Genomic DNA, 21,751 nt, shown 5'->3' on the forward strand with positions numbered 1-21,751 from the left:
AAACCCGAAGGTTCTTCCACAGACGCCAGCGTCAGCCACACATCGTCCGCGGCTACTTCGGCGGCCCGCACGTCCGCTACGTCCTGGACAAGAACCCCATGAGTTTCTGATCAATATGTCTTTCGTCAAGGCATCCGAGTTCGGTGTGGGGTGGTTCGGGGTTGCTGGGGTTATGCGGAGAGTTCGACGTCCTTCGGTGTCCGGGGTTCGTAGAGGGTTCTGTCGCGGAGCATGGCGAACAGGACGCTGATGCGTTGGCGGGCGAGGCGGAGGAGGGCTTGGGTGTGGGTCTCGCCGCGGGCTCGCTGGCGGTCGTAGTAGGTGCGGGAGGCGGGGTCGGCGTTCATGCGGGCGAAGGCGGACAGGAACATTGCCCGTTTGAGCTGCCGGTTTCCGCCTCGGGGTGCGTGTTCGCCGTGGATGGACGTGCCGGACGGCTTCGTGGTGGGGGCGAGGCCGGCGTAGGAGGCGAGGTGGGCGGCGGTGGGGAAGCTGGTTGCGTCGCCGACGGTGACCAGCAGGACGCCTGCGGTCCTGATGCCGACGCAGGGCATCGAGGTCAGGACCGGGGAAAGAGGGTGGGCCTCCAGCAGTTCGTTGATCTGGGTTTCCAGGGCCCGGCGCTGGGTGTGGACGGTGGCCAGGGAGGCGGCCGGAGAAGGGATGACGATGTCGAGGGTGCCGGTGCCCGGGACGACGACGGTCTGCTCGTCGAGTGCGTCGAAGACGTCGTCGATGAGCCGGGTGGCCATGCGTGGGGCTTTCGGGCGGATCAGTTCGACGAGTCTGCGGCGGCCGGCTTTGCGCAGGGCGGACGGGGAGCCGTAGCGCTCCAGGAGCCAGGTGACGGCCTGGTGGTCCAGGCGCGGTCCGAGGACGCGTTCGAGGCTGGGGTGGAACTGGGTGAGCAGTCCGCGTATCCGGTTGCTGGTGCGGGTGGCCTCGGCGGCGAGGTCTTGGTCGAAGCCGACGAGCACGGTGAGTTCGGCGGTGATCTCGTCGGTCAGCTCCAGCGAGCGCAGGGTGTGTGGCATGGTGCGGGCCGCGTCTGCGATCACGGCCGCGTCCTTTGCGTCGGTCTTGGCCTCGCCCGGGTAGAGGTCGGCGATCCGGCGCATCGCGAGTCCGGGCAGGTAGGCAACGCGGCAGCCCGCATGGCGGGCGACGGTCAGGGGCAGGGCGCCGATGGAGGCAGGCTGGTCCACGATCACCACTACGGTGCCGAACTTCGCGGCCAGTTTGTCGAACACGGCCCGCAGCTTCGGCTCGCTGTTGGGCAGCTGCTTGTCGAAGGCCTTCTTTCCGGCCGTTCGCGGACGTTCCCCGGGGGCAGGCGAAGTGCGTCACCTGTGTCCGGGGCGCGGTCCTCGATGTCGTGGTGGACCTCAGGGCCGGGTCGCCCACGTACGCCCGATGGGAGGCGGTGCGGCTCGACGGCAACCACCGTGCCGTCTACCTCGCCGAGGGCCTGGGCCACGCCTTCGCGGCGCTGACGGACGACAGCGCCGTGGTCTACCTCTGTTCCACCGGCTACACCCCGCACCGCGAGCACGGCATCCATCCGCTCGATCCCCGGCTCGCCATGGCGTGGCCGGCGGATGCCGCCCCTGTCCTCTCCCGCAAGGACAGCGCCGCCCCCACCCTGGCCGAGGCTGAGGAGTGCGGCATCCTCCCCTCCTACGCCCGGTGCGCCACCGGCGTCGCGGGCTCCGGGCCGGAGGGCGCCCCATCCGGGTGAGCGCGGGCATTTTATCGGTCATTCGGGTAACCGTTCGAGGCGGTCCTGACGATCCGGGTGCCCGCGGGCTAGCCTGCGCGCAGGTCCGTTGACTGGAGGTTCGTATGCGCCGTTCCGTCGGCCGGAGCACATCGACAGTGGCCGCCCTCGCCGTGGTCGCCTCGCTCGGGGCCGCCGCTCCCGCGGGCTCCGCCACCCCCGCCCACCGGGCCCCCGACCCACCCAAGTCCCCGGTGGCGGTGGGGTACGGGGGAGCGGTGGCCAGTGTCGACCGGGATGCTTCGGCGGCCGGGATCGAGGTGCTGCGCAAGGGCGGCAACGCGGTGGACGCGGCCGTGGCGACCGCCGCCGCGCTCGGGGTGACCGAGCCGTACTCGGCGGGCATCGGCGGCGGGGGGTACTTCGTCCACTACGACGCGAAGAAGCGCGCCGTCCGGACCATCGACGGCCGCGAGACCGCACCCCGCAGCGCGGACGCCTCCCTCTTCCTGGAGGACGGCAAGCCCATCCCGTTCGAGGAGGGTGTCACCAGCGGCCTCTCGGTCGGCACGCCCGGCACCCCGGCCACCTGGGAGCGGGCGCTCGACGCCTGGGGCACCAAGTCCCTTCGTACGCTGCTGAAACCGGCCGAACGCCTGGCGCGGGACGGCTTCGTGGTGGACGAGATCTTCCGCTCGCAGACGGCCGCCAACCAGGCCCGCTTCGCCGACTTCCCGGCATCCGCGAAGCTGTTCCTCCCGGGAGGGCAACTCCCGGCCGTCGGGTCGGTGTTCAAGAACCCGGACCTGGCCCGTACGTACGAGAAGCTCGGCCGCGAGGGCGTGGGCGAGCTGTACCGGGGCGAGTTGGCCGACGACATCGTCCGTACGGTCCGCAAGCCACCGGTCGACCCGAAGGCCACCCGGACCGTCCGGCCCGGCGACCTGACCCGGGGCGACCTCGCCGCCTACCGCACCCTCCAGCAGCCCCCGACGAAGGTCGGCTACCGGGGCCTGGACGTCTACGGCATGGCGCCCTCCTCCTCCGGCGGTACGACCGTGGGCCAGGCCCTCAACATGCTGGAGCCCACCGATCTCTCCGGGGCGAGCGAGACCCGCTACCTCCACCGCCTCATCGAGGCGAGCCGCATCGCCTTCGCCGACCGGGGGCGCTGGGTGGGCGACCCGGCCTTCGAGGACGTGCCCACCAGGGAGCTGCTGAGCGACCGGTACGCCGCCTCGCGAGGCTGCCTGATCAAGGACGACGCGGTGCTGACCAGCCCGGTCGCGCCGGGCGATCCGCGCGACCACGGCCGGTGCGGCGGCGCTGGTACGGGGGCGCCGACCACGTACGAGGGGGAGAGCACCACCCACCTGACGACGGCCGACCGGTGGGGCAACGTCGTCTCCTACACCCTGACCATCGAGCAGACCGGCGGCAGCGGCATCACCGTCCCCGGCCGCGGCTTCCTCCTCAACAACGAGCTGACCGACTTCTCCTTCGCCCCGGCCGACCCGGCCGTCCACGACCCCAATCTGCCGGGCCCCGGCAAGCGCCCCCGCTCGTCGATGTCCCCGACCATCGTGCTCCAGGACGGCAAGCCGGTCCTCGCCCTCGGCTCACCGGGCGGCGCCACGATCATCACCACCGTGCTCCAGTCCCTGACCGGCCACATCGACCGCGGACTGCCGCTCGTCGAAGCGCTCGCCGCCCCGCGCGCCAGCCAGCGGAACGCGGCCACCACCGAGATCGAGCCGGGGCTCTGGAACAGCCCGGTCCGCGGCCGGCTCGAAGCGCTCGGCCACGCGTTCCGGCAGAACCCGGAGATCGGCGCCGCCACCGCCGTGCAGCGGCTGCCCGACGGGCGCTGGCTCGCGGCGGCGGAAAAGGTGCGGCGGGGCGGAGGCTCGGCGATGGTGGTGCAGCCGGGCGGCAGGAGCTGACCCGGTCTCATGGAGCCGCCGTGCGAGGCGGTCCCGAGAGGCAGCTTCTCGACGTCGTCAAAAGTCCCCGGAGTTCTCGAAGGGTTTTGAAGGATTCGGAGAAGGGGCGGCCGGGCGGGCCGTGCGCGCAGACGCCGCGTGCGGCCGGCCGGGCCGCCGGGGGAGGGAGCGCCGGCGAACCGTGCCGGCAGGGGAGGGGCCCGGTCGGGTCTCTCCGGTCGACTGGAAGGGCCGTCCCCACGATGCGCACCCGAACGTTCGCTCTGACCGCCGCCACCTCCGCCGTGTGCGGCGCCGCCCTGCTCGGGCCCGCGGCACTGCCCGCCACCGCCACACCCCACAGGCCCGCACCGGACACCTCGCCGGGGGAGCGGGCCGAGCTCCTGCCCAACGCGTGGTCGGGCGACGGCCTTGCGGACGCGCCCGCAGGCGTCGTGGCCGGTGTCGGGGCGGATGGGCCGACGGACGTGTCGGGCGACGCCTCGGCGGACGCCCGAGCCGATGTCCCGGCAGAGGTCCCGGCCGACGATGTGCCGGTGACCGCCGAGGAACTGCTCGCCGAGGTCCGCTCCTGCCGACAGGTCTCCCGGGGCAAGTACCGTACGGACGCCGGCAGCGCCAAGGCCACCGTCCCCGTCTGCGCCACCACCGATGCCGTGTTCTGGAAGGCGGACATGGACATCGACTGCGACGGGCGGCGGACGAAGGTCTGCAACAGGAAGACCGACCCCTACTTCCAGCCGCAGACCGCCTTCACCAGCTCGCGCGGCAAGCCGCTGGACTCGGCCGCGCTGCCGTTCGTGGTGGTGCCGGCGCCGAGCCGTACCTGGGACTACCGGAAGTCCGGGCTGACCGGCGGCAGCGTCGTCGCCGTCGTCTACGAGGGCCGGGTGCGGTACGCCGTCATCGGTGACACCGGGCCCGCCGGCATCATCGGGGAGGGCTCGTACGCCCTGGCGGAGGAGCTGTCCATCGACCCCCACCCGACGACGGGCGGGGCCGCGTCCGGCGTCACGTACATCGCGTTCAAGGACTCCCGGATCTCCCCGATCGAGAGCCGCGCCACGGCGGAGAGCCGGGGCGAGGAGCTGGCGAGGGCGTTCGTCGGGCGCTGAGCGGACCGGGAACTCCGTGGGGCCCGGCGCCTCTGTCGGATCCGAGGGCCCCGGGAGAAGCTGAGCGCGGATCAGAGTGCGGTGAGCACGCGCGGGCCCTCGTCCGTGATGGCCACCGTGTGCTCGGCGTGTGCGGCCCGGCTGCCGTCGGTGGTCCGCAGGGTCCAGCCGTCCGGGTCGTGGCGGAACTCGTCCAGGCCGCCCGCGAGCAGCATCGGCTCGATGGCGAGGACCATCCCGTGGCGCAGCGGCATACCGCGCCCCGGGCGGCCCTCGTTCGGCACGGGCGGGTCCTCGTGCATCGAACGGCCGATGCCGTGGCCGCCGTAGCCGTCGAGGATGCCGTAGCCCGCCGCCCGGCAGACGGTGCCGATGGCGTGCGCGATGTCCCCGATCCGGTTGCCGACGACCGCCGCCCCGATGCCCGCCTCCAGGGCCGCCTCGGCCGTGGCGATCAGCCGGGTGTCGGCGGGGCGGGCCTCGCCGACGGTGAAGCTGATCGCCGCGTCGCCCGCCCAGCCGCCGAGCAGGGCGCCGGTGTCCACGCTGACCAGGTCGCTGTCGCGCAGCGGCTCGGCGGACGGGATGCCGTGGACGACGGCGTCGTTGACGGAGACGCAGACGGCGGCGGGGAAGGGGGTGGCCGCGAAGTGCGGCTTGTAGTTGAGGAAGGGGGAGGAGGCCCCCGCCTCGCGCAGCACCTCGCGGGCCGCCCGGTCCAGCTCGCGGGGGGTCACGCCGACCGCCGCGATCTCCCGGGCGCGGGCCAGGATCTGGGCGACGACCCGGCCGGAGTCGCGCATGGCCTCGATGGATGTGTCGGTCTTGATGTGCACCATGCCCATTACTATACCGATCGAAGCGGTATAGTAATCACGGTATAAGAATGGTGGTCCGTAGTAGAGTGGGGGCATGGTCCGCACCCCTCTCACCCCCGAAGAGCGCCTCCGCGGTGAACGTCTCGGCCGTCTCCTCCGCGAGGCGCGCGGGGAGCGCAGCATGGTCGCCGTCGCGGCGAGCGCGGGAATCTCCGCTGAGACCCTCCGCAAGATCGAGACCGGCCGCGCCCCCACCCCCGCCTTCTTCACGGTCGCCGCGCTGGCCGGGGCCCTCGGCCTGTCCCTGGACGAGCTGCTCGGCCGCTGCGGCCGGGAGGCGGCGGCGTCCGCCGAAGCTGCCGGATCCGCCGGATCCGGCGGGCCTGCCGAACCCGCCGTCGTACCCCTGATCGCGTAATGACCGTGCGGTGCGTAGGGTCGCGTCCGTGACTCTCCAGGACTTCGCGCGCAGCGAATACGTCAGCCTGACCACGTACCGGAAGGACGGCACGCCCGTCGCCACGCCCGTCTGGGCCGCGGCCGACGGCGAGGTGCTGTACGTGTGGACCCGCTCCGACTCGTGGAAGGTCAAGCGGCTCCGGAACAACACCGCCGTCACCGTCACCGTCTGCGATGTGCGCGGCCGGATCGCGGAGGGCGCCCCGAGCGCCGAGGGCACCGCGCGCCTCCTCGGCGCGGAGGAGACGCGCCGGGTTCGCAGGCTGCTCGCCCGCAAGTACACCTGGAAGTTCCGGCTCGTCGACTGGCCCGCCACCGTCGCCCGCCTCGGCAAGCGCCCGCACACCGGGATCGCCGTCACCTTCTGAGCCCCGCTCCGCCCCCGCCGCCCTCCGCGCGGAGGGGGCGCGCGGCGCCGGATGCCGTGCGCCCGCCGCAGCGCGGACGAAAGCCGCGCGTAGCCGCCCCGTAACACGCCTGCGGTCGAATGCCTGCGGACTGGAAGGCTCCAGTCGAAGTCGACAGTCGGCGAGAGCGGCGATGACGGTACGTCAACAAGTAGCGGATGTAGGCACGTTCGCGCAGTATCTACGAGAGCTGACGGCACGGCTCGATCCCGGAAGCGGGTGGTACGGCACCTTCGCCCGGCGCGATCCGCAGGGGATGCGGTCCTGCCTCGACGGGGTGGAGGTACCGCCCTGGGACGTCGTGGAGTCCCTGCTCGCGGACCTGGCTGTACTCCACGGCGCACACGTGGCCGAGCGGGTCTCGGTGCGGGCCGCGGCTCTGTACTCCGCCGCCGCCACAGCACATGACCGGCGGCCCGGTGGACGCCAGGAGCTGGTCCACCGGCTGGAGTTGATGATCCGCGAGCGGGACCGGGCTGCGGAGCGGCTGCGTACGGCGGGGGCGGCGGGAGCCGCCGGGGCGGCCGGACCGGTGGGCGTGGACCCGGCCGCGGCGAAGGCGCTGGCCTGGGCGCAGGACGACCACCGGCGCGCGGCGGCCAGATGCGCGGAGCTGCGGGGGCGGCTGGCGGCGGTGACGGTTCCCCGGCCGAGGGCGGCGGAGCGAGCGGAGGCCTGGGCGGGGCGCGGCCCGGTGAGCTGGGGCGGGGAGGCGCCCGAGCCCGTGCCGGGACCCGTTCCGGGGGCGGCGCCGGAGCCCGTGCCGATGGCGGAGCCTGTATCGGAATCCGTACGGGAACCTGAACCGGCCTGCGAACCGGCCCCCGCGGCCTTGCCGCGCTCCCGGTCGTCCCGCGGGTCCGGGGCCGGGCCCGGCCCCGCCGCCGGGCCCGCCCCCGCGCCCCGGCGCAGGAAGCCGCAGGGCGCGCGGTTCGCCGGGCTCGACGGGGAAGAGGAGGGGGAGGCCGCGGGGTACGCGCCCTCGCCCCTCCCCGTCCTGCCTGCGCCCCCGGCGGAGGGCGGCTCCGCCCCGCGGGGCGCCCGCTTCGGGGGCGGGGCGGCGGGGGACCGGGAAGCGCGCGTTCTGGCCGCCGCGCCGGAGCCGGACCCGGAGGCCGGTGCGGCCGTGGTCGCCGCCGTCGACCGGCTGGCCCGGCTCCGTACGGCGGGGCGCAGCGGCGAGGCCCATGGTGTGCTCTGCGAGGTGGCCGCCTGGCCCGCGCCCCGGCTGCCGCTGCTGGCGGTCGCGCTGCACCGGGCCGGCCTGGCCGCCGACTGGACGACCCTGCTCTGGGAGGCGTCTTCGCTGCCGCCCGCCGGGTTCGCCGCGGCGGCGGGCGCGCTGGCAGCGGCGTGCCGGGACGACGACTGCGGGCTGCTGCTCCGGCAGGGTGTGGCGAGGCCCGCCGCGGAGGTGGCCGAAGCGGTCCTGGCCCTGGACCGGGCGGGCCACGAGGGCGAGGCGCGGGTGCTGCTCGGCGCCTTCGTCCGCGTACGGACGCCTCAGGAGGCGGCCGGGATCGCGGCCGGCGACGACGGCCGCCGGATCCTGCCGCGGCTGCTGGAGGCGGCCCGCGAGGTGTCGGCGGAGCGGGAGTGGGACCTGGTCCACGCACTGAGGGTGGCGGGCGTGCCGGGGGTGTGAGGCGGGCGGGGGTACGAGCACCCGTCAGGGCAACTCCCGCCCCCGATCCGCCGGAGACGCCACCGGGTGCGAGGAATGGTGCGTACCGTGGCCGTTGTGGACCGCTCGGGTGCGAAACATGATCGACTCAGCCGGTTCACGGCGATGGTCTTGCCCCGTCGGACGGAGGGGCTTACGTTCTCCATCCATGCACCGATCTACGTGCGTAGAAATCGCGTAGAGGCTCTCTGACGCCGCGTCGAAGGAGCAGCTCATGTCCCACGTCGTACGCGCCGCACTCGTCCAGGCGACCTGGACAGGCGACACCGAATCCATGATCGCCAAGCATGAGGAGCATGCGCGCGAGGCCGCCCGGCAGGGGGCGAAGATCATCGGGTTCCAGGAGGTGTTCAACGCCCCCTACTTCTGCCAGGTCCAGGAGCCCGAGCACTACCGCTGGGCCGAGCCGGTCCCGGACGGGCCCACCGTCCAGCGCATGCGGGACCTCGCCCGCGAGACCGGCATGGTCGTCGTCGTCCCGGTCTTCGAGGTCGAGCAGTCGGGCTTCTACTACAACACCGCCGCCGTGATCGACGCCGACGGCTCCTACCTCGGCAAGTACCGCAAGCACCACATCCCCCAGGTCAAGGGGTTCTGGGAGAAGTACTACTTCAAGCCCGGCAACGTCGGCTGGCCGGTCTTCGACACCGCCGTCGGCAAGGTCGGCGTCTACATCTGCTACGACCGGCACTTCCCCGAGGGATGGCGCCAACTCGGGCTCAACGGAGCCCAGTTGGTCTACAACCCGTCCGCCACCTCACGCGGCCTCTCCGGCTACCTCTGGCAGCTGGAACAGCCCGCGTCCGCCGTCGCCAACGAGTACTTCGTCGCTGCGATCAACCGCGTCGGCCAGGAGGAGTACGGCGACAACGACTTCTACGGCACCAGCTACTTCGTCGACCCGCGCGGCCAGTTCGTCGGGGACGTCGCCAGCGACAAGGAGGAGGAACTCCTCGTCCGCGACCTGGACTTCGGCCTGATCGAGGAGGTCCGGCAGCAGTGGGCCTTCTACCGCGACCGACGGCCCGACGCCTACGACGGGCTGGTGGAGCCGTGAGCGGACTGTACGAGCGCCACCTCGCCGTCAGCCCCGAGTGGCTGGCCCTCTACTACCGCCACCCCATCGAACTCACCCACGGCGAGGGGCGGTACGTCTGGGACGCGGACGGCAACCGCTATCTGGACTTCTTCGGCGGCATCCTCACCACCATGACGGCCCACGCCCTGCCCGAGGTCACCAAGGCGGTCTCCGAACAGGCCGGGCGGATCATCCACTCCTCCACCCTCTACCTCAACCGCCCGATGGTGGAACTGGCCGAGCGCGTCGCCGCCCTCTCCCAGATCCCCGACGCCCGGGTCTTCTTCACCACCTCGGGAACCGAGGCCAACGACACGGCCCTCCTGCTCGCCACCGCGTACCGCCGCTCCAACCAGATCCTGGCGATGCGCAACAGCTACCACGGCCGCTCGTTCTCGGCCGTCTCCATCACCGGCAACCAGGCCTGGTCGCCCACGACCCTCTCCCCGCTCCAGACGCTGTACGTCCACGGAGGCGTCCGGAGCCGGGGACCGTACGCGGAGTTGGGCGACGCGCAGTTCATCCGGGCCTGCGTGGCCGATCTGGAAGACCTCCTCGGCCACACCCGGGAGGCCGCGGCCCTCATCGCGGAACCTATCCAGGGCGTCGGAGGCTTCACCTCACCGCCCGACGGGCTGTTCGCCGCGTTCCGTGAAGTCCTGGACCGGCACGGGGTGTTGTGGATCTCGGACGAGGTGCAGACCGGCTGGGGCCGGACCGGTGAACACTTCTGGGGCTGGCAGGCGCACGCGGAGAACGGCCCGCCGGACATCCTCACCTTCGCCAAGGGCATCGGCAACGGCATGTCCATCGGAGGCGTCGTCGCCCGGGCGGAGGTGATGAACTGCCTGGACGCCAACTCCATCTCCACGTTCGGCGGTTCACCCGTCACCATGGCGGCGGGCCTCGCCAACCTCGCGTACCACCTGGAGCACGACCTCCAGGGCAACGCGCGGCGCGTCGGCGGCCTCCTCATCGAGCGGCTGCGGTCGGTCGCCGCCGCCTCCGAAGCCGTACGCGAAGTGCGGGGCCGGGGCCTGATGATCGGCATCGAGCTGGTGAGGCCCGGCACGGACGAGGCGGACCCGGAGGCGGCCGCGGCCGTCCTGGAGGCGGCGCGCGCGGGCGGCCTGCTCATCGGCAAGGGCGGCGGCCACAGCACCAGCGTGCTGCGGATCGCCCCGCCCCTGACCCTGACCGTCGCCGAGGCGGAGGAGGGTGCGTCGATCCTGGCCGACGCCCTGCGCGCCGCCGGCTGAACACCGTACGGCCGCGGTCCGAGCCGTACGACCGCGGCCCGCGTACCGAGCACCGTACGAGCGCCGACCGGGCAGCGTACGGGGGTCCGTCCACCCACCCGGGACGGGCCCCCGCACCGCCCCAGCGAGGAGGTACCCATGAGCCGCACCGCCATCCACGGTGGCCTGGTCATCACCGCGTCCGACGAGATCCACGCCGACGTCCTGATCGAGGGCGGGCGGATCGCCGCCCTCGCCGCCCACGGCACCGACGCGGCCGAGTCCTGGAGCGCCGAGCGCAGGATCGACGCCACCGGCAAGTACGTCATCCCGGGCGGTGTCGACGCGCACACCCACATGGAGATGCCGTTCGGCGGGACGTACGCCGCCGACACCTTCGAGACCGGCACCCGGGCCGCCGCCTGGGGCGGGACCACCACCATCGTGGACTTCGCGATCCAGAGCGTGGGGAAGTCGCTGCGCGAAGGACTCGACACCTGGTACGCCAAGGCGGACGGGAACTGCGCGGTCGACTACGGCTTCCACATGATCCTCGCGGACGTGAACCCCTCCTCGCTCAGGGAGATGGACCGCCTGGTCGCGGAGGGCGTCACCTCCTTCAAACTCTTCATGGCGTATCCGGGGGTCTTCTACTCCGACGACGGCCAGATCCTGCGCGCCATGCAACAGGCCTCCGGCAACGGCGGGTTGATCATGATGCACGCCGAGAACGGCATCGCCATCGATGTACTGGTCGAACAGGCCCTCGCCGCAGGCCGCACAGCCCCCCGCTACCACGGAGACGTCCGCAAGGTCGCCCTGGAGGCCGAAGCCACCCACCGTGCCGTCCAGTTGGCCCGGGTCGCGGGCTCACCGCTCTACGTCGTCCACGTCTCCGCCGACGAGGCGGTGGCCGAGATCGCCGCAGCCCGCCACAAGGGGCTCCCGGTCTTCGGCGAGACCTGCCCCCAGTACCTCTTCCTCTCCACCGACAACCTGGCCGAGCCCGACTTCGAGGGCGCCAAGTACGTCTGCTCCACCCCACTGCGCCCCGAGGAGCACCAGGAAGCGCTCTGGCGGGGTCTGCGGAACAACGAACTCCAGGTCGTCTCCACCGACCACTGCCCCTTCTGCTTCGCCGGCCAGAAGGAGATGGGCCGCGGCGACTTCTCCAGGATCCCCAACGGCATGCCGGGCGTCGAGCACCGCATGGACCTGCTCCACCAGGCCGTCGTGGACGGCCACATCACCCGCCGCCGCTGGATCGAGATCGCCTGCGCCTCCCCGGCCCGCATGTTCGGCCTCTACCCGAAGAAGGGCACCATCGCCCCGGGCGCCGACGCGGACATCGTCATCTACGACCCGGCCGCCGAGCAGACCCTCTCCGCCGAGACGCACCACATGAACGTCGACTACTCGGCGTACGAGGGCAAACGGATCACCGGCCAGGTCGAGACCGTACTCTCACGCGGCGAACTGGTCATCGAGCAGCGGAAGTTCACCGGCCGGGCCGGCCACGGCACCTATCTGCCACGGGGGACCTGCCAGTACGCGGGCTGACCCGTGCTCCCGCACGCGCGTCCCGCCCCCTCCCGGCACCGACCCGGCAGGGCCGTCCACGCCACCCGAGGACGGGGCCGGGACCGGAACCACCAACTCCAACGGCACAGCCGCCCGTCGTACCCGGACCAGGAGATCCCGCATGGACTTCGGACTCGTCCTCCAGACCGACCCGCCCGCCTCCGCCGTCGTCGGCCTGATGCGCCGCGCCGAGCGCAACGGCTTCCGCTACGGCTGGACCTTCGACTCGGCGGTGCTCTGGCAGGAGCCGTTCGTCATCTACAGCCGCATCCTGGAGCACACCGACCGGATGATCGTCGGCCCGATGGTCACCAACCCGGGCACCCGCACCTGGGAGGTGACCGCCTCCACCTTCGCCACCCTCAACGACATGTACGGCAACCGGACGGTGTGCGGGATCGGGCGCGGCGACTCCGCCATGCGGGTCGCGGGCCGGCGGCCCAACACGCTCGCCCGGCTGGGGGAGGCCATCGACGTCATCCGGGACCTCGCCGAGGGGCGGGAGGCCACGGTCGACGGGCAGCCGTTGCGGATCCCGTGGGTGAAGGACGGGCGGCTGCCGGTCTGGATGGCTGCCTACGGGCCCAAGGCCCTCGCCCTGGCCGGGCGGAAGGCGGACGGCTTCATCCTCCAGCTCGCGGACCCGTTCCTCACCGAGTGGATGATCAAGGCGGTACGGGACGCGGCGGCCGAGGCCGGACGGGACCCCGACTCCGTCACCATCTGCGTCGCCGCCCCCGCCTACGTGGGCGACGACCTCGACCACGCACGCGAGCAGTGCCGCTGGTTCGGCGGGATGGTCGGCAACCACGTGGCCGACCTGGTCGCCCGCTACGGGGAGCACTCCGGTCTGGTCCCGGAGGCGCTGACCGCGTACATCGCCGGGCGCTCGGGCTACGACTACAGCCACCACGGGCGCACCGGCAACCCGGACACCGCCTTCGTCCCCGACGAGATCGTCGACCGGTTCTGCCTGCTGGGGCCGGCCGAGGCCCACATCGAGAAGCTCCAGGCGCTGCGGGACATGGGCGTCGACCAGTTCGCCGTCTACAACATGCACGACGCCCGCGAGGCGACCGTCGACGCGTACGGGGCCGAGGTCATCCCGGCTCTGACCGGCTGACGCCCCGGGAAGCGGCCGGACCTGCCGGGGGCCGGTCCCGCCGCGCGTGGGAGGCGGCCGGGCTCACACAGGTTTGACGCTGTGCCCCAGCAGCGCCGTCACATCCACCGTCTCGTCCGCCGACGGGGTCCCGGCGGGCACCGGGCGGTCGAGGCCGGAGAAGGTCACCGTTCCTTTCTCCTCCGGCCCCTGCACGGTGATCCGCACCGGGTACGGCTCGCCCTCGGCGGCCACGTACACCGTCACCCGCTCGTCTCCCTGCGCGCGGGTCACGGGGATGACCGGTGCGCCGTTCACCTCGGTCTCGCGGCCCTTCGTCAGCGTGCCCCGGTCGGCGGCGTCGCGGTTGTCCTCGATGAGCTCGCGGAAGGTGTCGAGATCGCAGACCTCGGTCACCGGCAGCAGCCGGGGGTCGTCCGCCTTCGCCTTCATGTAGCGGCCGTCGAGGATGGCGTCGAACGTGGAGCCGCCGATCGGGACATGGGTCTCCCAGAACGCCCTGTCCGGTTTCAGCCAGACGTCGTCGGCGCGCTTCACGATCTCCACGGAACCGTCCTCGCCCATGTCGATCCCGCCCGCGCAGTTGCCGTCCCGGTCCAGCGTGAGGTCGACGCTCATCGCGTCCCCGCTCCCGTCGACACTGCCCCGCGCGCTGAGGTGCAGGGAGGAGACGCCCAGCAGGGCGTCGCGCGACCGGTCCGCGATCTGCTCCGCGCCGAGCGAGGCGATGTCGTCGTCAGCCTGCGCGACCGCACCACCCGTCACGGTGAGCGCCACGGCCGCCGCTCCCGCGGCCACCCGTGTTCCCCATCGGCGTCCGCTCACGTCGCCTCCTCGAAAAGGCGCCGGTCAGGTGTGCCGAGCAGGGTGGACCGGCACATTCGAGCGTACGCCGGGGGAGGGCCCGCCGCCCGGCGCGGGTACGGAGAGTGAAGTGCGGCGGTGTTTTCCGCCACGGAGCGTGGGGAGAGCCGTACGTGATCCCGCCCGGGGTCGCGTACGGACGAACCCATGAAGGAGAACCATGAAGCTGTTCACGGCACAGCGCACCCGGTCCGCCCTGCGGGCGCTCGGCGTGGTGTCGGTGGCCGCCGCGCTGGCGGTCCCGGTCAGCGCGGCGACGGCGACCGCCGCCCCGGCCGCGATTCCGCCCGGCCTCTCCTGCCACACCGGCAAGCACGCCGTCGACGAGTACACGGGCTACGCGCTCTGCCGCAACAACGGGAGCCGGACGCAGACCTTCTGGGTCCACCTGGTCTGCGGCTGGGCCCCGGACGTCGACGGCAACCGCGTCACCCTGCGGCCCGGCGAGTCCGGCCAGTCCACCGCCCACTGCGGGAGGATCGGCACGGGCATCGGGGAGATCCATGTCCGGCCGTGACGGCGAAGGAGCGCGGCCGTAACGGTTGAGCGTGCCGCCTCCTCTCGTTACCCTCCAGTAAGTACGTGGGGGAAGCGGCCGGGACGACCGACTGGTCCCGCGGCCACGAGGGAGGCGGCACGCCCATGTCCTCACCGGAGCCCACCGAGCGCACAGAGCCGGACGTACGGGACCGGCCGAGCCGGGACGTCCGGGCGCCGAGCCCCGACGGCCGCCCGCCCGCCCCCGAGCCCGTGTCCGCCCCGACGTCCGTGTCCGCCTCGGGGTCCGCGCCCCTGGCCGCCCCGGCAGCCGCCCCCGCCCCGATATCCGCGGCCGTCCGGGAGCCCGGGCCCGCCCGGACGCCGGTCCCCATGCCCGGGCTCGCCGAGAGCGCCCACCTGCTCGCCGCGTCCGCCACCACCTCCACCGCGCTCGTCGCCGAAGCCCTCGCCCGGATCGAGGCGACCCGGACCACCCTCAACGCCTTCCGCCACCTGCGGGCCGAGGCCGCCCTCGCGGAGGCCGCCGAGGCCGACCGGAGGCTCGCGGCGGGGGAGCGGCTGCCCCTGCTCGGTGTGCCGGTCGCGGTCAAGGACGACACCGATGTGGCGGGCCTGCCCACGCATTTCGGCTGTGACGGGGAGCGGCCCCCGGCCTCCGCCGACAGCGAGGCGGTCCGGCGGCTGCGCGCGGCCGGGGCCGTCATCGTCGGCAAGACCAACTCCTGTGAACTGGGCCAGTGGCCCTTCACCGAAGGGCCCGCCTTCGGCGCCACCCGCAACCCCTGGAACACCGACCACACCCCCGGCGGCTCCTCCGGCGGATCGGCCGCCGCCGTCGCCGCGGGGCTCGTCCCCGCCGCACTCGGGTCGGACGGCGCCGGGTCCGTCCGCATCCCCGCCGCCTGGACGCACCTGGTCGGCATCAAGCCCCAGCGCGGCCGGGTGTCCGTCCACCCGCACCACGACGCCTTCCAGGGCCTCACGGTCAACGGCCCGCTCGCGCGTACGGTGGCCGACGCCGCGCTCCTGCTGGACGCCGCCGCCGGTGCGCACCCCGGCGACCTCCACCGCCCGCCCGCCGTCCGCGCCGGTGACGCCGCCCGCCGGGACCCCGGCCGCCTCCGGATCGCCCTCGCCTGGCGGCCCCCGCTCACCCTCACCGGCGCCGGACCGGACCCCGAGGTGCGCCGGGCCGTCGCGGCACTGGCCGAGACCCTGGCCCGGCTCGGCCACCACGTGGAGGAGGCCCGCCCCCGGTACGGGCTGATCGGCCTCGCCTTCGTCCCCCGCGCCACCACCGGCATCGCGGAGTTCGCCGCCCGCCACCCCGAACCGGCACTCCTCGACCCGCGCACCCGCAGCGCCCTGCGGACCGGGACGCGGCTCGGCGGCCGGGTGGTCCGGGTCGCCCGCGCCCGCGAAGTGCGCCAGCACCGGCGGATCGGCTCCCTCTTCGACACGTACGACGTCCTCCTCACCCCGACGACCGCCGCGCCCCCGCCCCGTATCGGCACCTTCGACCGCCTCGGCGCCTGGCGCACCGACGTCACCATGGCCGCCGCCTGCCCGTACGCCTGGCCGTGGAACGTCCTCGGCTGGCCCGGCATCAGCGTCCCGGCCGGATTCACCCGCTCCGGCCTCCCCGTCGGAGCCCAGCTCCTCGGGCCCTCCCGCAGCGAGGAGCGGCTGATCGCCCTGGCGGCCCAGCTGGAGGACGACCTGCGCTGGTACGAGCGCCGCCCCCCGGCCCCGTAACACCGAGTGATGTGACACTCACCGGGACCCGTACGGACCGTGAAGCCGTGCGGGGGCCTTGTGGAGCCGCGGGCCGCGACGAGATATCTTGATGTCAAGCAATGTTGCAGACGTGGAGCGGAGCACCCGGTGACTGACTCGACCATCATCTATACGCACACCGACGAGGCCCCTGCCCTGGCGACCTATTCCCTCCTGCCCGTGATCGAGGCCTACGCCTCGACCGCCGGGGTCACGGTGGAGCGCCGTGACATCTCCCTCGCGGGGCGGATCATCGCCAGTTTCCCGGAGCACCTCAAGGCCGAGCAGCGTATCGATGACGCACTCGCCGAGCTGGGCGAGCTGGCCAGGACTCCCGGCGCGAACATCATCAAGCTGCCGAACATCTCGGCGTCGATCCCGCAGCTCAAGGCGGCCATCGCCGAGCTCCAGGGGCAGGGCTACGCGCTTCCGGACTACCCGGACGACCCGCAGACCGACGCGGAGAAGGACGTGCGCGCCCGGTACGACAAGGTCAAGGGCAGCGCCGTGAACCCGGTGCTGCGCGAGGGCAACTCCGACCGCCGTGCCCCCGCCTCCGTCAAGAACTACGCCAAGGCCCACCCGCACCGCATGGGCGCCTGGACGGCCGACTCGAAGACCAACGTCGCCACCATGGGCGTCGACGACTTCCGCTCCACCGAGAAGTCCGCGGTCATCGCCGAGGACGGCTCGCTCCGCATCGAGCTGCACGGCGACGACGGCACCACCACGGTGCTCCGCGAGTCCGTACCCGTCCTCAAGGGCGAGGTCGTGGACGCGGCCGTCATGCGCGTCGCCGCGCTGCGCGAGTTCTTCACCGCGCAGGTCGCCCGTGCCAAGGCCGAGGGCGTGCTCTTCTCCGTGCACCTCAAGGCCACCATGATGAAGGTCTCCGACCCGATCATCTTCGGCCACGCGGTCCGTGCCTTCTTCCCGAACACCTTCGCCAAGTACGGCGACCAGCTCGCCGCCGCCGGCCTCACCCCCAACGACGGTCTGGGCGGCATCCTCAAGGGCCTCGACTCGCTGCCGGACGTCGGCGCCGAGATCCAGGCGTCCTTCGAGGCCGAGCTGGCCGAGGGTCCCGCCCTCGCGATGGTCGACTCGGACAAGGGCATCACCAACCTGCACGTCCCCAGCGACGTCATCGTCGACGCCTCCATGCCCGCCATGATCCGCACCTCCGGCCACATGTGGGGCCCGGACGGCAACGAGGCCGACACCATCGCCGTCCTCCCGGACAGCAGCTACGCCGGTGTCTACCAGGTCGTCATCGACGACTGCCGCGCCAACGGCGCCTTCGACCCGGCCACCATGGGCTCCGTGCCCAACGTCGGTCTGATGGCGCAGAAGGCCGAGGAGTACGGCAGCCACGACAAGACCTTCGAGATCCCCGCCACCGGCACCGTCCGCGTCGTCGACACGAACGGCACCGTCGTGCTGGAGCAGACCGTGGGCGCCGGCGACATCTTCCGGATGTGCCAGACCAAGGACGCCCCGATCCAGGACTGGGTCAAGCTCGCCGTCACCCGCGCCCGCGCCACCGGCACCCCGGCCGTCTTCTGGCTGGACGAGGGCCGCGCCCACGACGCCAACCTGATCGCCAAGGTCACCACGTACCTCGCCGACCACGACACCGACGGCCTGGACATCTCCATCAAGTCCCCGGTCGAGGCCACCGCCTTCTCCCTGGAGCGCATCCGCCGCGGCGAGGACACCATCTCCGTCACCGGCAACGTGCTCCGTGACTACCTGACGGACCTCTTCCCGATCCTGGAGCTGGGCACCAGCGCCAAGATGCTCTCCGTCGTCCCGCTGATGAACGGCGGCGGCCTCTTCGAGACCGGCGCCGGCGGCTCGGCCCCCAAGCACGTCCAGCAGCTCGTCAAGGAGAACTACCTCCGCTGGGACAGCCTGGGCGAGTTCCTGGCCCTCGCCGTCAGCTTCGAGCACCTGGCCACCACCACGGACAACGCGCGGGCCCAGGTCCTCGCGGACACCCTGGACCGGGCGACCGGCACCTTCCTCAACGAGGACAAGTCCCCGAGCCGCCGCCTCGGCGGCATCGACAACCGCGGCAGCCACTTCTACCTGGCCCTCTACTGGGCCCAGGAGCTGGCGCAGCAGACCGACGACGCCAAGCTCGCGGAGGCCTTCGCCCCGCTCGCCAAGACCCTGGCCGAGCAGGAGGAGACCATCGTGGCCGAGCTGATCGCGGTGCAGGGCTCCCCGGCCGAGATCGGCGGCTACTACCAGCCCGACCCGGCCAAGGCCGCCGCGATCATGCGTCCGTCCGCCACGTTCAACCAGGCGATCGCGAGCCTCGCCTGACACGAGGGGAGGGAGAGACCCCTTCGCTCCACTCCGTTCCGCCCCGGCAGGCCCGTTGCCCGCCGGGGCGGTTCGCGTGTCGGCGCCCGTGCCTCCTTCGGGTGAACGGGCAATCCGGGCGGGCCACGGCTCCGAATGACGTCCGTGAGGATCACACGCACCACCGCGACCCGCGGCGCGCTCGCCGCCCTGAGCGGCCTGCTCGCCGGATTCGCCGCCCTGGCCGTGGCCGAACCCGTCTCGGCCCTCGTCAGACCCGAGGCGAGCCCCGTCACGGCGGTCGGCGGGGCGGCCGTCGACCGGACGCCCGCCGGGATGAAGGACTGGGCGATCCGCACCTTCGGCGAGAGCGACAAGCTCGTCCTGCAACTGGGCATCGCCGTCACGCTCGCCCTCTTCGCCGTCGCCGTCGGCCTCCTGGCGCTGCGCCACCGCCGTACGGGCTCCGCCGCCGTCCTGGCCTTCGGCGTGGTCGGCGCGGCGGCCGCCCTCGGCCGCCCGGACTCCACCGGCTTCCCGGACGCGCTGCCCTCCCTGAGCGGCGCGGTGACCGGGGCGGCCCTGCTGTACGTCCTCGTCGGCCGGCTCACCGCCCCGCGCGCGTACCCGCAGGGCCAGGGCGGCTGGGACCGGCGGGGCTTCCTGGCTGCCGCGGCGGCCGCGGCAGCGGCCTCCACCGCCGCCGGGGCCGTCGGCCGGACGCTCAACAGCCGCAGCGCCCAGGACGCCATCGCCTCCCGCGACGCCGTCCGCCTCCCCGCCCCCGCCTCGCCCGCGGAGCCGATCCCGGCGGGAGCGCGGCTCCGGGTGCCCGGACTGTCCCCCTTCACCACCCCCAACGACCGGTTCTACCGGGTCGACACCGCCCTGGTGGTCCCCAGGGTCGACGCGAACACCTGGCGGCTGCGCCTCCACGGCCTGGGCGTACGGCGGGAGTTGGAGTTCACCTACCGGGAGCTGCTGGACCGGCCCCTGATCGAACGCGAGATCACCCTCTGCTGTGTCTCCAACGAGGTCGGCGGCCCCTACATCGGCCATGCCCGGTGGATCGGCGTCCGCCTGGCCGACCTGCTGAAGGAAGCGGGGGTCAAGCCGCCGTCCCGGGGTGGGAAGGCCGACCAGATCATCGCGCGTTCGGTGGACGGCATGACGCTCGGCACCCCCGTCGAGGACGTCATGGACGGCCGGGACGCCATGCTCGCCCTCGGCATGAACGGCGAACCGCTCCCCCTCGCCCACGGCTTCCCCGTCCGGATGCTCGTCCCGGGCCTGTACGGATATGTCTCGGCCTGCAAGTGGGTCGAGGACATCGAGCTGACCACCTTCGCCGACTTCGATCCCTACTGGGTGAAGCGGAAGTGGGCCCGCGAGGCCCCCGTCAAGACCCAGTCCCGGATCGACACCCCCAAGCCCTTCGGCCGTCCCGAGGCGGGCACGGTGATGGTCGCCGGGGTGGCCTGGGCCCAGCACCGGGGGATCGCGAAGGTCGAGATCCGTATCGACGACGGGCCGTGGCGCCCCGCCCAACTGGCCGAGCAGACCACCGTCGACACCTGGCGCCAGTGGTCCTACCCCTGGCGGGCCACCCCCGGCGGCCACACCCTCACCGTCCGCGCCACCGACGGCACCGGCGGGGTCCAGACCGAGCGGCGCACCGGGACCGTCCCGGACGGGGCGAGCGGCTGGCACTCGGTCGTGGTCACCGTCGACTGACGCGGGCAGCGCTCACCGGGTGAAGACCTTTCCCGGCGCCCCTTTCCACACCCGGGCCGTGGGCGGGTGCAACAGGCCGACCTGTGCCTGTCCGACCGTACGGCGACCGCCGCGCCCTCCCCGGCCCCGTACGGGCGGGCGAACCCGCCCCGGCCGTCCGCGTATGCTCCCCTCCACCGTCCTGCCACCGGGCCTCCCCGCACCCGGGCGGTCGGGGGACCGGCTCAGCTCCCGGCCGGCTGCGGCGGCGGGCTCATCGCCCACCGGATGGTCCTGGTCAGCGCCTTCCCCGCAGGCCGTACGCAGACCTCCTCGACCCCCGGCAACCGGGGCAGCCGCAACGGTTCCCGGGCCCACGGCGGCAGCGCGGCCACGGCGTTGGCGGCGAGTACGGCGTACGGAGGACGGGCCGCCCAGGGGAGCGGCGGGTGCAGAAGGATGAAGCGGGCCGCGTCCAGGGCCTCCTGGGTGGCCCGCAGCTCCGGGCGGTAGGCGGCGATGCGCGCGGCCAGCTCCGACCGGTCGTGCGGCGGGTCGGGAACTCCGAGGGCACGGGCCACCGTCGCCATGTCGTGGATGTACCCGTCGCACCCGGCACCGTCCAACGGCCGTGCCCCGTAACCCTGGTGGGCGCGGAGGAAGCTGTCGACCTCCGCGATGTGCACCCAGCACAGCAGATGCGGGTCGGCCGCGTGGTACGGCTCCCCGGAGGGCGCCCTCCCGCTCACCCGCTCGTGCACGGCCCGTACCCGGTCCACCGCCTCCTGCGCGTGCTCGGCCGTGCCGAACGTGGTCACCGCCAGGAACGTGCTGGTCCGCTGGAGCCGCCCCCACGGGTCGCCCCGGAATCCGGAGTGGCCGGCGACGGCGGCCATGGCGAGGGGGTGCAGCGACTGCAGCAGCAGGGCGCGCAGCCCGCCGATGAACATGGACGCGTCCCCGTGCACCCGGCGCACGGGCCGCTCCGGGCCGAACCAGCGGGGGCCCGGGGTGCCGTGGATCCGGGCCCGGTTCTCCGGCCCGGAGGGCCCGGCCACCCGGGAGAACAGGCTCCTGCCGAGCCGTTCCCGTACCCCGGAGCCTGGCCGCGCTCTGTCCATACCTCCCAGTATGCGGGGGCCGCACGAAAGCCTACGGCACCCGCGCCGTCCACTCCCGCGCCGTGAACTTCGTCCGTACGAGTTCCTCGGCGCGGGCCAGCTCGGCGGCCGTCACCCTGCCCGCGGTCAGCCCGTGGCGCTTGCGGAACGAGTCGATCATCCGCTCGATCACGGCCCCGCGGGGGGGGGGGGGGGGGGGGGGGAGGGGGGGGGAGGGGGGGGGTGGGGAGGGGGGGTGCTTGTTTTGCAGCTTCCTTCTTCTTTTGCTGGATATCGCCCTCATATTGTCTGTGTCGCGTTCGC

16 protein-coding genes and 3 pseudogenes are annotated in these 21,751 nt (G+C 73.1%); 14 read left to right on the forward strand and 5 right to left on the reverse strand.

What is annotated here, in order from left to right; translation table 11 throughout:
* Positions 1–170 precede the first annotated feature (170 nt).
* Positions 171–1,307, reverse strand: a pseudogene (locus AC0682_RS29750) (IS110 family RNA-guided transposase); the annotation flags it as partial.
* A gap of 2 nt (positions 1,308–1,309) precedes the next feature.
* Between AC0682_RS29750 and AC0682_RS29755 the strand changes: the two are divergent.
* The 3 genes and pseudogenes from AC0682_RS29755 to AC0682_RS29765 form a co-directional block, all read left to right on the forward strand.
* A pseudogene (locus AC0682_RS29755) lies at positions 1,310–1,738 on the forward strand (dTDP-4-dehydrorhamnose 3,5-epimerase family protein); the annotation flags it as partial.
* Positions 1,739–1,842: 104 nt separating this feature from the next.
* Positions 1,843–3,660: a gamma-glutamyltransferase gene (gene ggt / locus AC0682_RS29760; RefSeq protein ID WP_478536265.1), complete on the forward strand. Its 1,818-nt coding sequence runs from the start codon at positions 1,843–1,845 to the stop codon at positions 3,658–3,660.
* 242 nt (positions 3,661–3,902) lie between these two features.
* Positions 3,903–4,775 (forward strand): glycoside hydrolase family 75 protein, encoded by an 873-nt coding sequence (locus AC0682_RS29765; RefSeq protein WP_478536266.1) that lies wholly within the window; start codon positions 3,903–3,905, stop codon positions 4,773–4,775.
* Between the two features lie 71 nt (positions 4,776–4,846).
* On the opposite strand, the gene map is transcribed toward AC0682_RS29765, so the two are convergent.
* Positions 4,847–5,614, reverse strand: coding sequence for a type I methionyl aminopeptidase (map, locus tag AC0682_RS29770; RefSeq protein ID WP_478536267.1), 768 nt, complete (start codon positions 5,612–5,614; stop codon positions 4,847–4,849).
* Between the two features lie 73 nt (positions 5,615–5,687).
* Between map and AC0682_RS29775 the strand changes: the two genes are divergently transcribed.
* The 7 genes from AC0682_RS29775 (at position 5,688) to AC0682_RS29805 (ending at position 13,163) form a co-directional block, all read left to right on the forward strand.
* The gene (locus AC0682_RS29775; RefSeq protein WP_478536268.1) at positions 5,688–6,011 is read left to right on the forward strand and encodes a helix-turn-helix domain-containing protein; all 324 of its coding nucleotides are present in this window, start codon (positions 5,688–5,690) and stop codon (positions 6,009–6,011) included.
* A gap of 28 nt (positions 6,012–6,039) precedes the next feature.
* Positions 6,040–6,420: a PPOX class F420-dependent oxidoreductase gene (locus tag AC0682_RS29780; RefSeq protein WP_254811391.1), complete on the forward strand. Its 381-nt coding sequence runs from the start codon at positions 6,040–6,042 to the stop codon at positions 6,418–6,420.
* Positions 6,421–6,592: 172 nt separating this feature from the next.
* Positions 6,593–8,104, forward strand: coding sequence for a hypothetical protein (locus tag AC0682_RS29785; RefSeq protein ID WP_478536269.1), 1,512 nt, complete (start codon positions 6,593–6,595; stop codon positions 8,102–8,104).
* Between the two features lie 253 nt (positions 8,105–8,357).
* Positions 8,358–9,200 (forward strand): nitrilase-related carbon-nitrogen hydrolase, encoded by an 843-nt coding sequence (locus tag AC0682_RS29790; protein WP_478536270.1) that lies wholly within the window; start codon positions 8,358–8,360, stop codon positions 9,198–9,200.
* The gene (locus AC0682_RS29795) at positions 9,197–10,480 is read left to right on the forward strand and encodes an aspartate aminotransferase family protein (protein WP_478536272.1); all 1,284 of its coding nucleotides are present in this window, start codon (positions 9,197–9,199) and stop codon (positions 10,478–10,480) included. Before AC0682_RS29790 ends, AC0682_RS29795 begins: the two co-directional genes overlap by 4 nt.
* 138 nt (positions 10,481–10,618) lie before the next feature.
* Positions 10,619–12,019, forward strand: coding sequence for a dihydropyrimidinase (gene hydA / locus AC0682_RS29800; protein WP_478536273.1), 1,401 nt, complete (start codon positions 10,619–10,621; stop codon positions 12,017–12,019).
* A gap of 142 nt (positions 12,020–12,161) precedes the next feature.
* On the forward strand, positions 12,162–13,163 hold the full coding sequence (locus AC0682_RS29805) for a TIGR03842 family LLM class F420-dependent oxidoreductase (RefSeq protein ID WP_478536275.1): 1,002 nt from the start codon (positions 12,162–12,164) through the stop codon (positions 13,161–13,163).
* 63 nt (positions 13,164–13,226) lie between these two features.
* Here AC0682_RS29805 and AC0682_RS29810 read toward each other — a convergent pair whose 3' ends face one another.
* Positions 13,227–13,988, reverse strand: a complete 762-nt coding sequence (locus AC0682_RS29810) for a hypothetical protein (protein WP_478536277.1) — start codon at positions 13,986–13,988, stop codon at positions 13,227–13,229.
* A 199-nt stretch (positions 13,989–14,187) separates the two neighbouring features.
* On the opposite strand from AC0682_RS29810, the gene AC0682_RS29815 reads away from it, so the two are divergent.
* The 4 genes from AC0682_RS29815 to AC0682_RS29830 all read left to right on the forward strand — a co-directional run bounded on the left by AC0682_RS29815 (position 14,188) and on the right by AC0682_RS29830 (position 20,348).
* Positions 14,188–14,544, forward strand: coding sequence for a hypothetical protein (locus AC0682_RS29815; protein ID WP_478536278.1), 357 nt, complete (start codon positions 14,188–14,190; stop codon positions 14,542–14,544).
* A gap of 125 nt (positions 14,545–14,669) precedes the next feature.
* Complete coding sequence (locus AC0682_RS29820; RefSeq protein ID WP_478536279.1) at positions 14,670–16,283, forward strand: amidase; 1,614 nt, start codon at positions 14,670–14,672, stop codon at positions 16,281–16,283.
* 129 nt (positions 16,284–16,412) lie between these two features.
* The gene (locus AC0682_RS29825; protein ID WP_478536280.1) at positions 16,413–18,635 is read left to right on the forward strand and encodes an NADP-dependent isocitrate dehydrogenase; all 2,223 of its coding nucleotides are present in this window, start codon (positions 16,413–16,415) and stop codon (positions 18,633–18,635) included.
* Between the two features lie 135 nt (positions 18,636–18,770).
* Positions 18,771–20,348: a molybdopterin-dependent oxidoreductase gene (locus tag AC0682_RS29830; RefSeq protein ID WP_478536281.1), complete on the forward strand. Its 1,578-nt coding sequence runs from the start codon at positions 18,771–18,773 to the stop codon at positions 20,346–20,348.
* A gap of 224 nt (positions 20,349–20,572) precedes the next feature.
* Here the strand turns inward: AC0682_RS29830 and AC0682_RS29835 are convergent, their stop codons facing one another.
* Complete coding sequence (locus tag AC0682_RS29835; protein WP_478536282.1) at positions 20,573–21,448, reverse strand: oxygenase MpaB family protein; 876 nt, start codon at positions 21,446–21,448, stop codon at positions 20,573–20,575.
* 31 nt (positions 21,449–21,479) lie between these two features.
* Positions 21,480–21,632 (reverse strand): annotated as a pseudogene (locus AC0682_RS29840) (lipoate--protein ligase family protein); the annotation flags it as partial.
* Between the last annotated feature and the right edge of the window lie 119 nt (positions 21,633–21,751).

It is taken from the genome of Streptomyces sp. NPDC043746 (genome assembly GCF_056436485.1).

What these genes read in the sequence shown, in the direction of transcription:
- ggt (WP_478536265.1), top strand. Translation starts at nt 1,843, where the DNA reads ATGCGCCGTTCCGTCGGCCGGAGCACATCGACAGTGGCCGCCCTCGCC.
- AC0682_RS29765 (WP_478536266.1), top strand. Translation starts at nt 3,903, where the DNA reads ATGCGCACCCGAACGTTCGCTCTGACCGCCGCCACCTCCGCCGTGTGC.
- map (WP_478536267.1), bottom strand. Translation starts at nt 5,614, where the DNA reads ATGGTGCACATCAAGACCGACACATCCATCGAGGCCATGCGCGACTCC.
- AC0682_RS29775 (WP_478536268.1), top strand. Translation starts at nt 5,688, where the DNA reads ATGGTCCGCACCCCTCTCACCCCCGAAGAGCGCCTCCGCGGTGAACGT.
- AC0682_RS29785 (WP_478536269.1), top strand. Translation starts at nt 6,593, where the DNA reads ATGACGGTACGTCAACAAGTAGCGGATGTAGGCACGTTCGCGCAGTAT.
- AC0682_RS29790 (WP_478536270.1), top strand. Translation starts at nt 8,358, where the DNA reads ATGTCCCACGTCGTACGCGCCGCACTCGTCCAGGCGACCTGGACAGGC.
- hydA (WP_478536273.1), top strand. Translation starts at nt 10,619, where the DNA reads ATGAGCCGCACCGCCATCCACGGTGGCCTGGTCATCACCGCGTCCGAC.
- AC0682_RS29805 (WP_478536275.1), top strand. Translation starts at nt 12,162, where the DNA reads ATGGACTTCGGACTCGTCCTCCAGACCGACCCGCCCGCCTCCGCCGTC.
- AC0682_RS29815 (WP_478536278.1), top strand. Translation starts at nt 14,188, where the DNA reads ATGAAGCTGTTCACGGCACAGCGCACCCGGTCCGCCCTGCGGGCGCTC.
- AC0682_RS29820 (WP_478536279.1), top strand. Translation starts at nt 14,670, where the DNA reads ATGTCCTCACCGGAGCCCACCGAGCGCACAGAGCCGGACGTACGGGAC.
- AC0682_RS29830 (WP_478536281.1), top strand. Translation starts at nt 18,771, where the DNA reads ATGACGTCCGTGAGGATCACACGCACCACCGCGACCCGCGGCGCGCTC.
- AC0682_RS29835 (WP_478536282.1), bottom strand. Translation starts at nt 21,448, where the DNA reads ATGGACAGAGCGCGGCCAGGCTCCGGGGTACGGGAACGGCTCGGCAGG.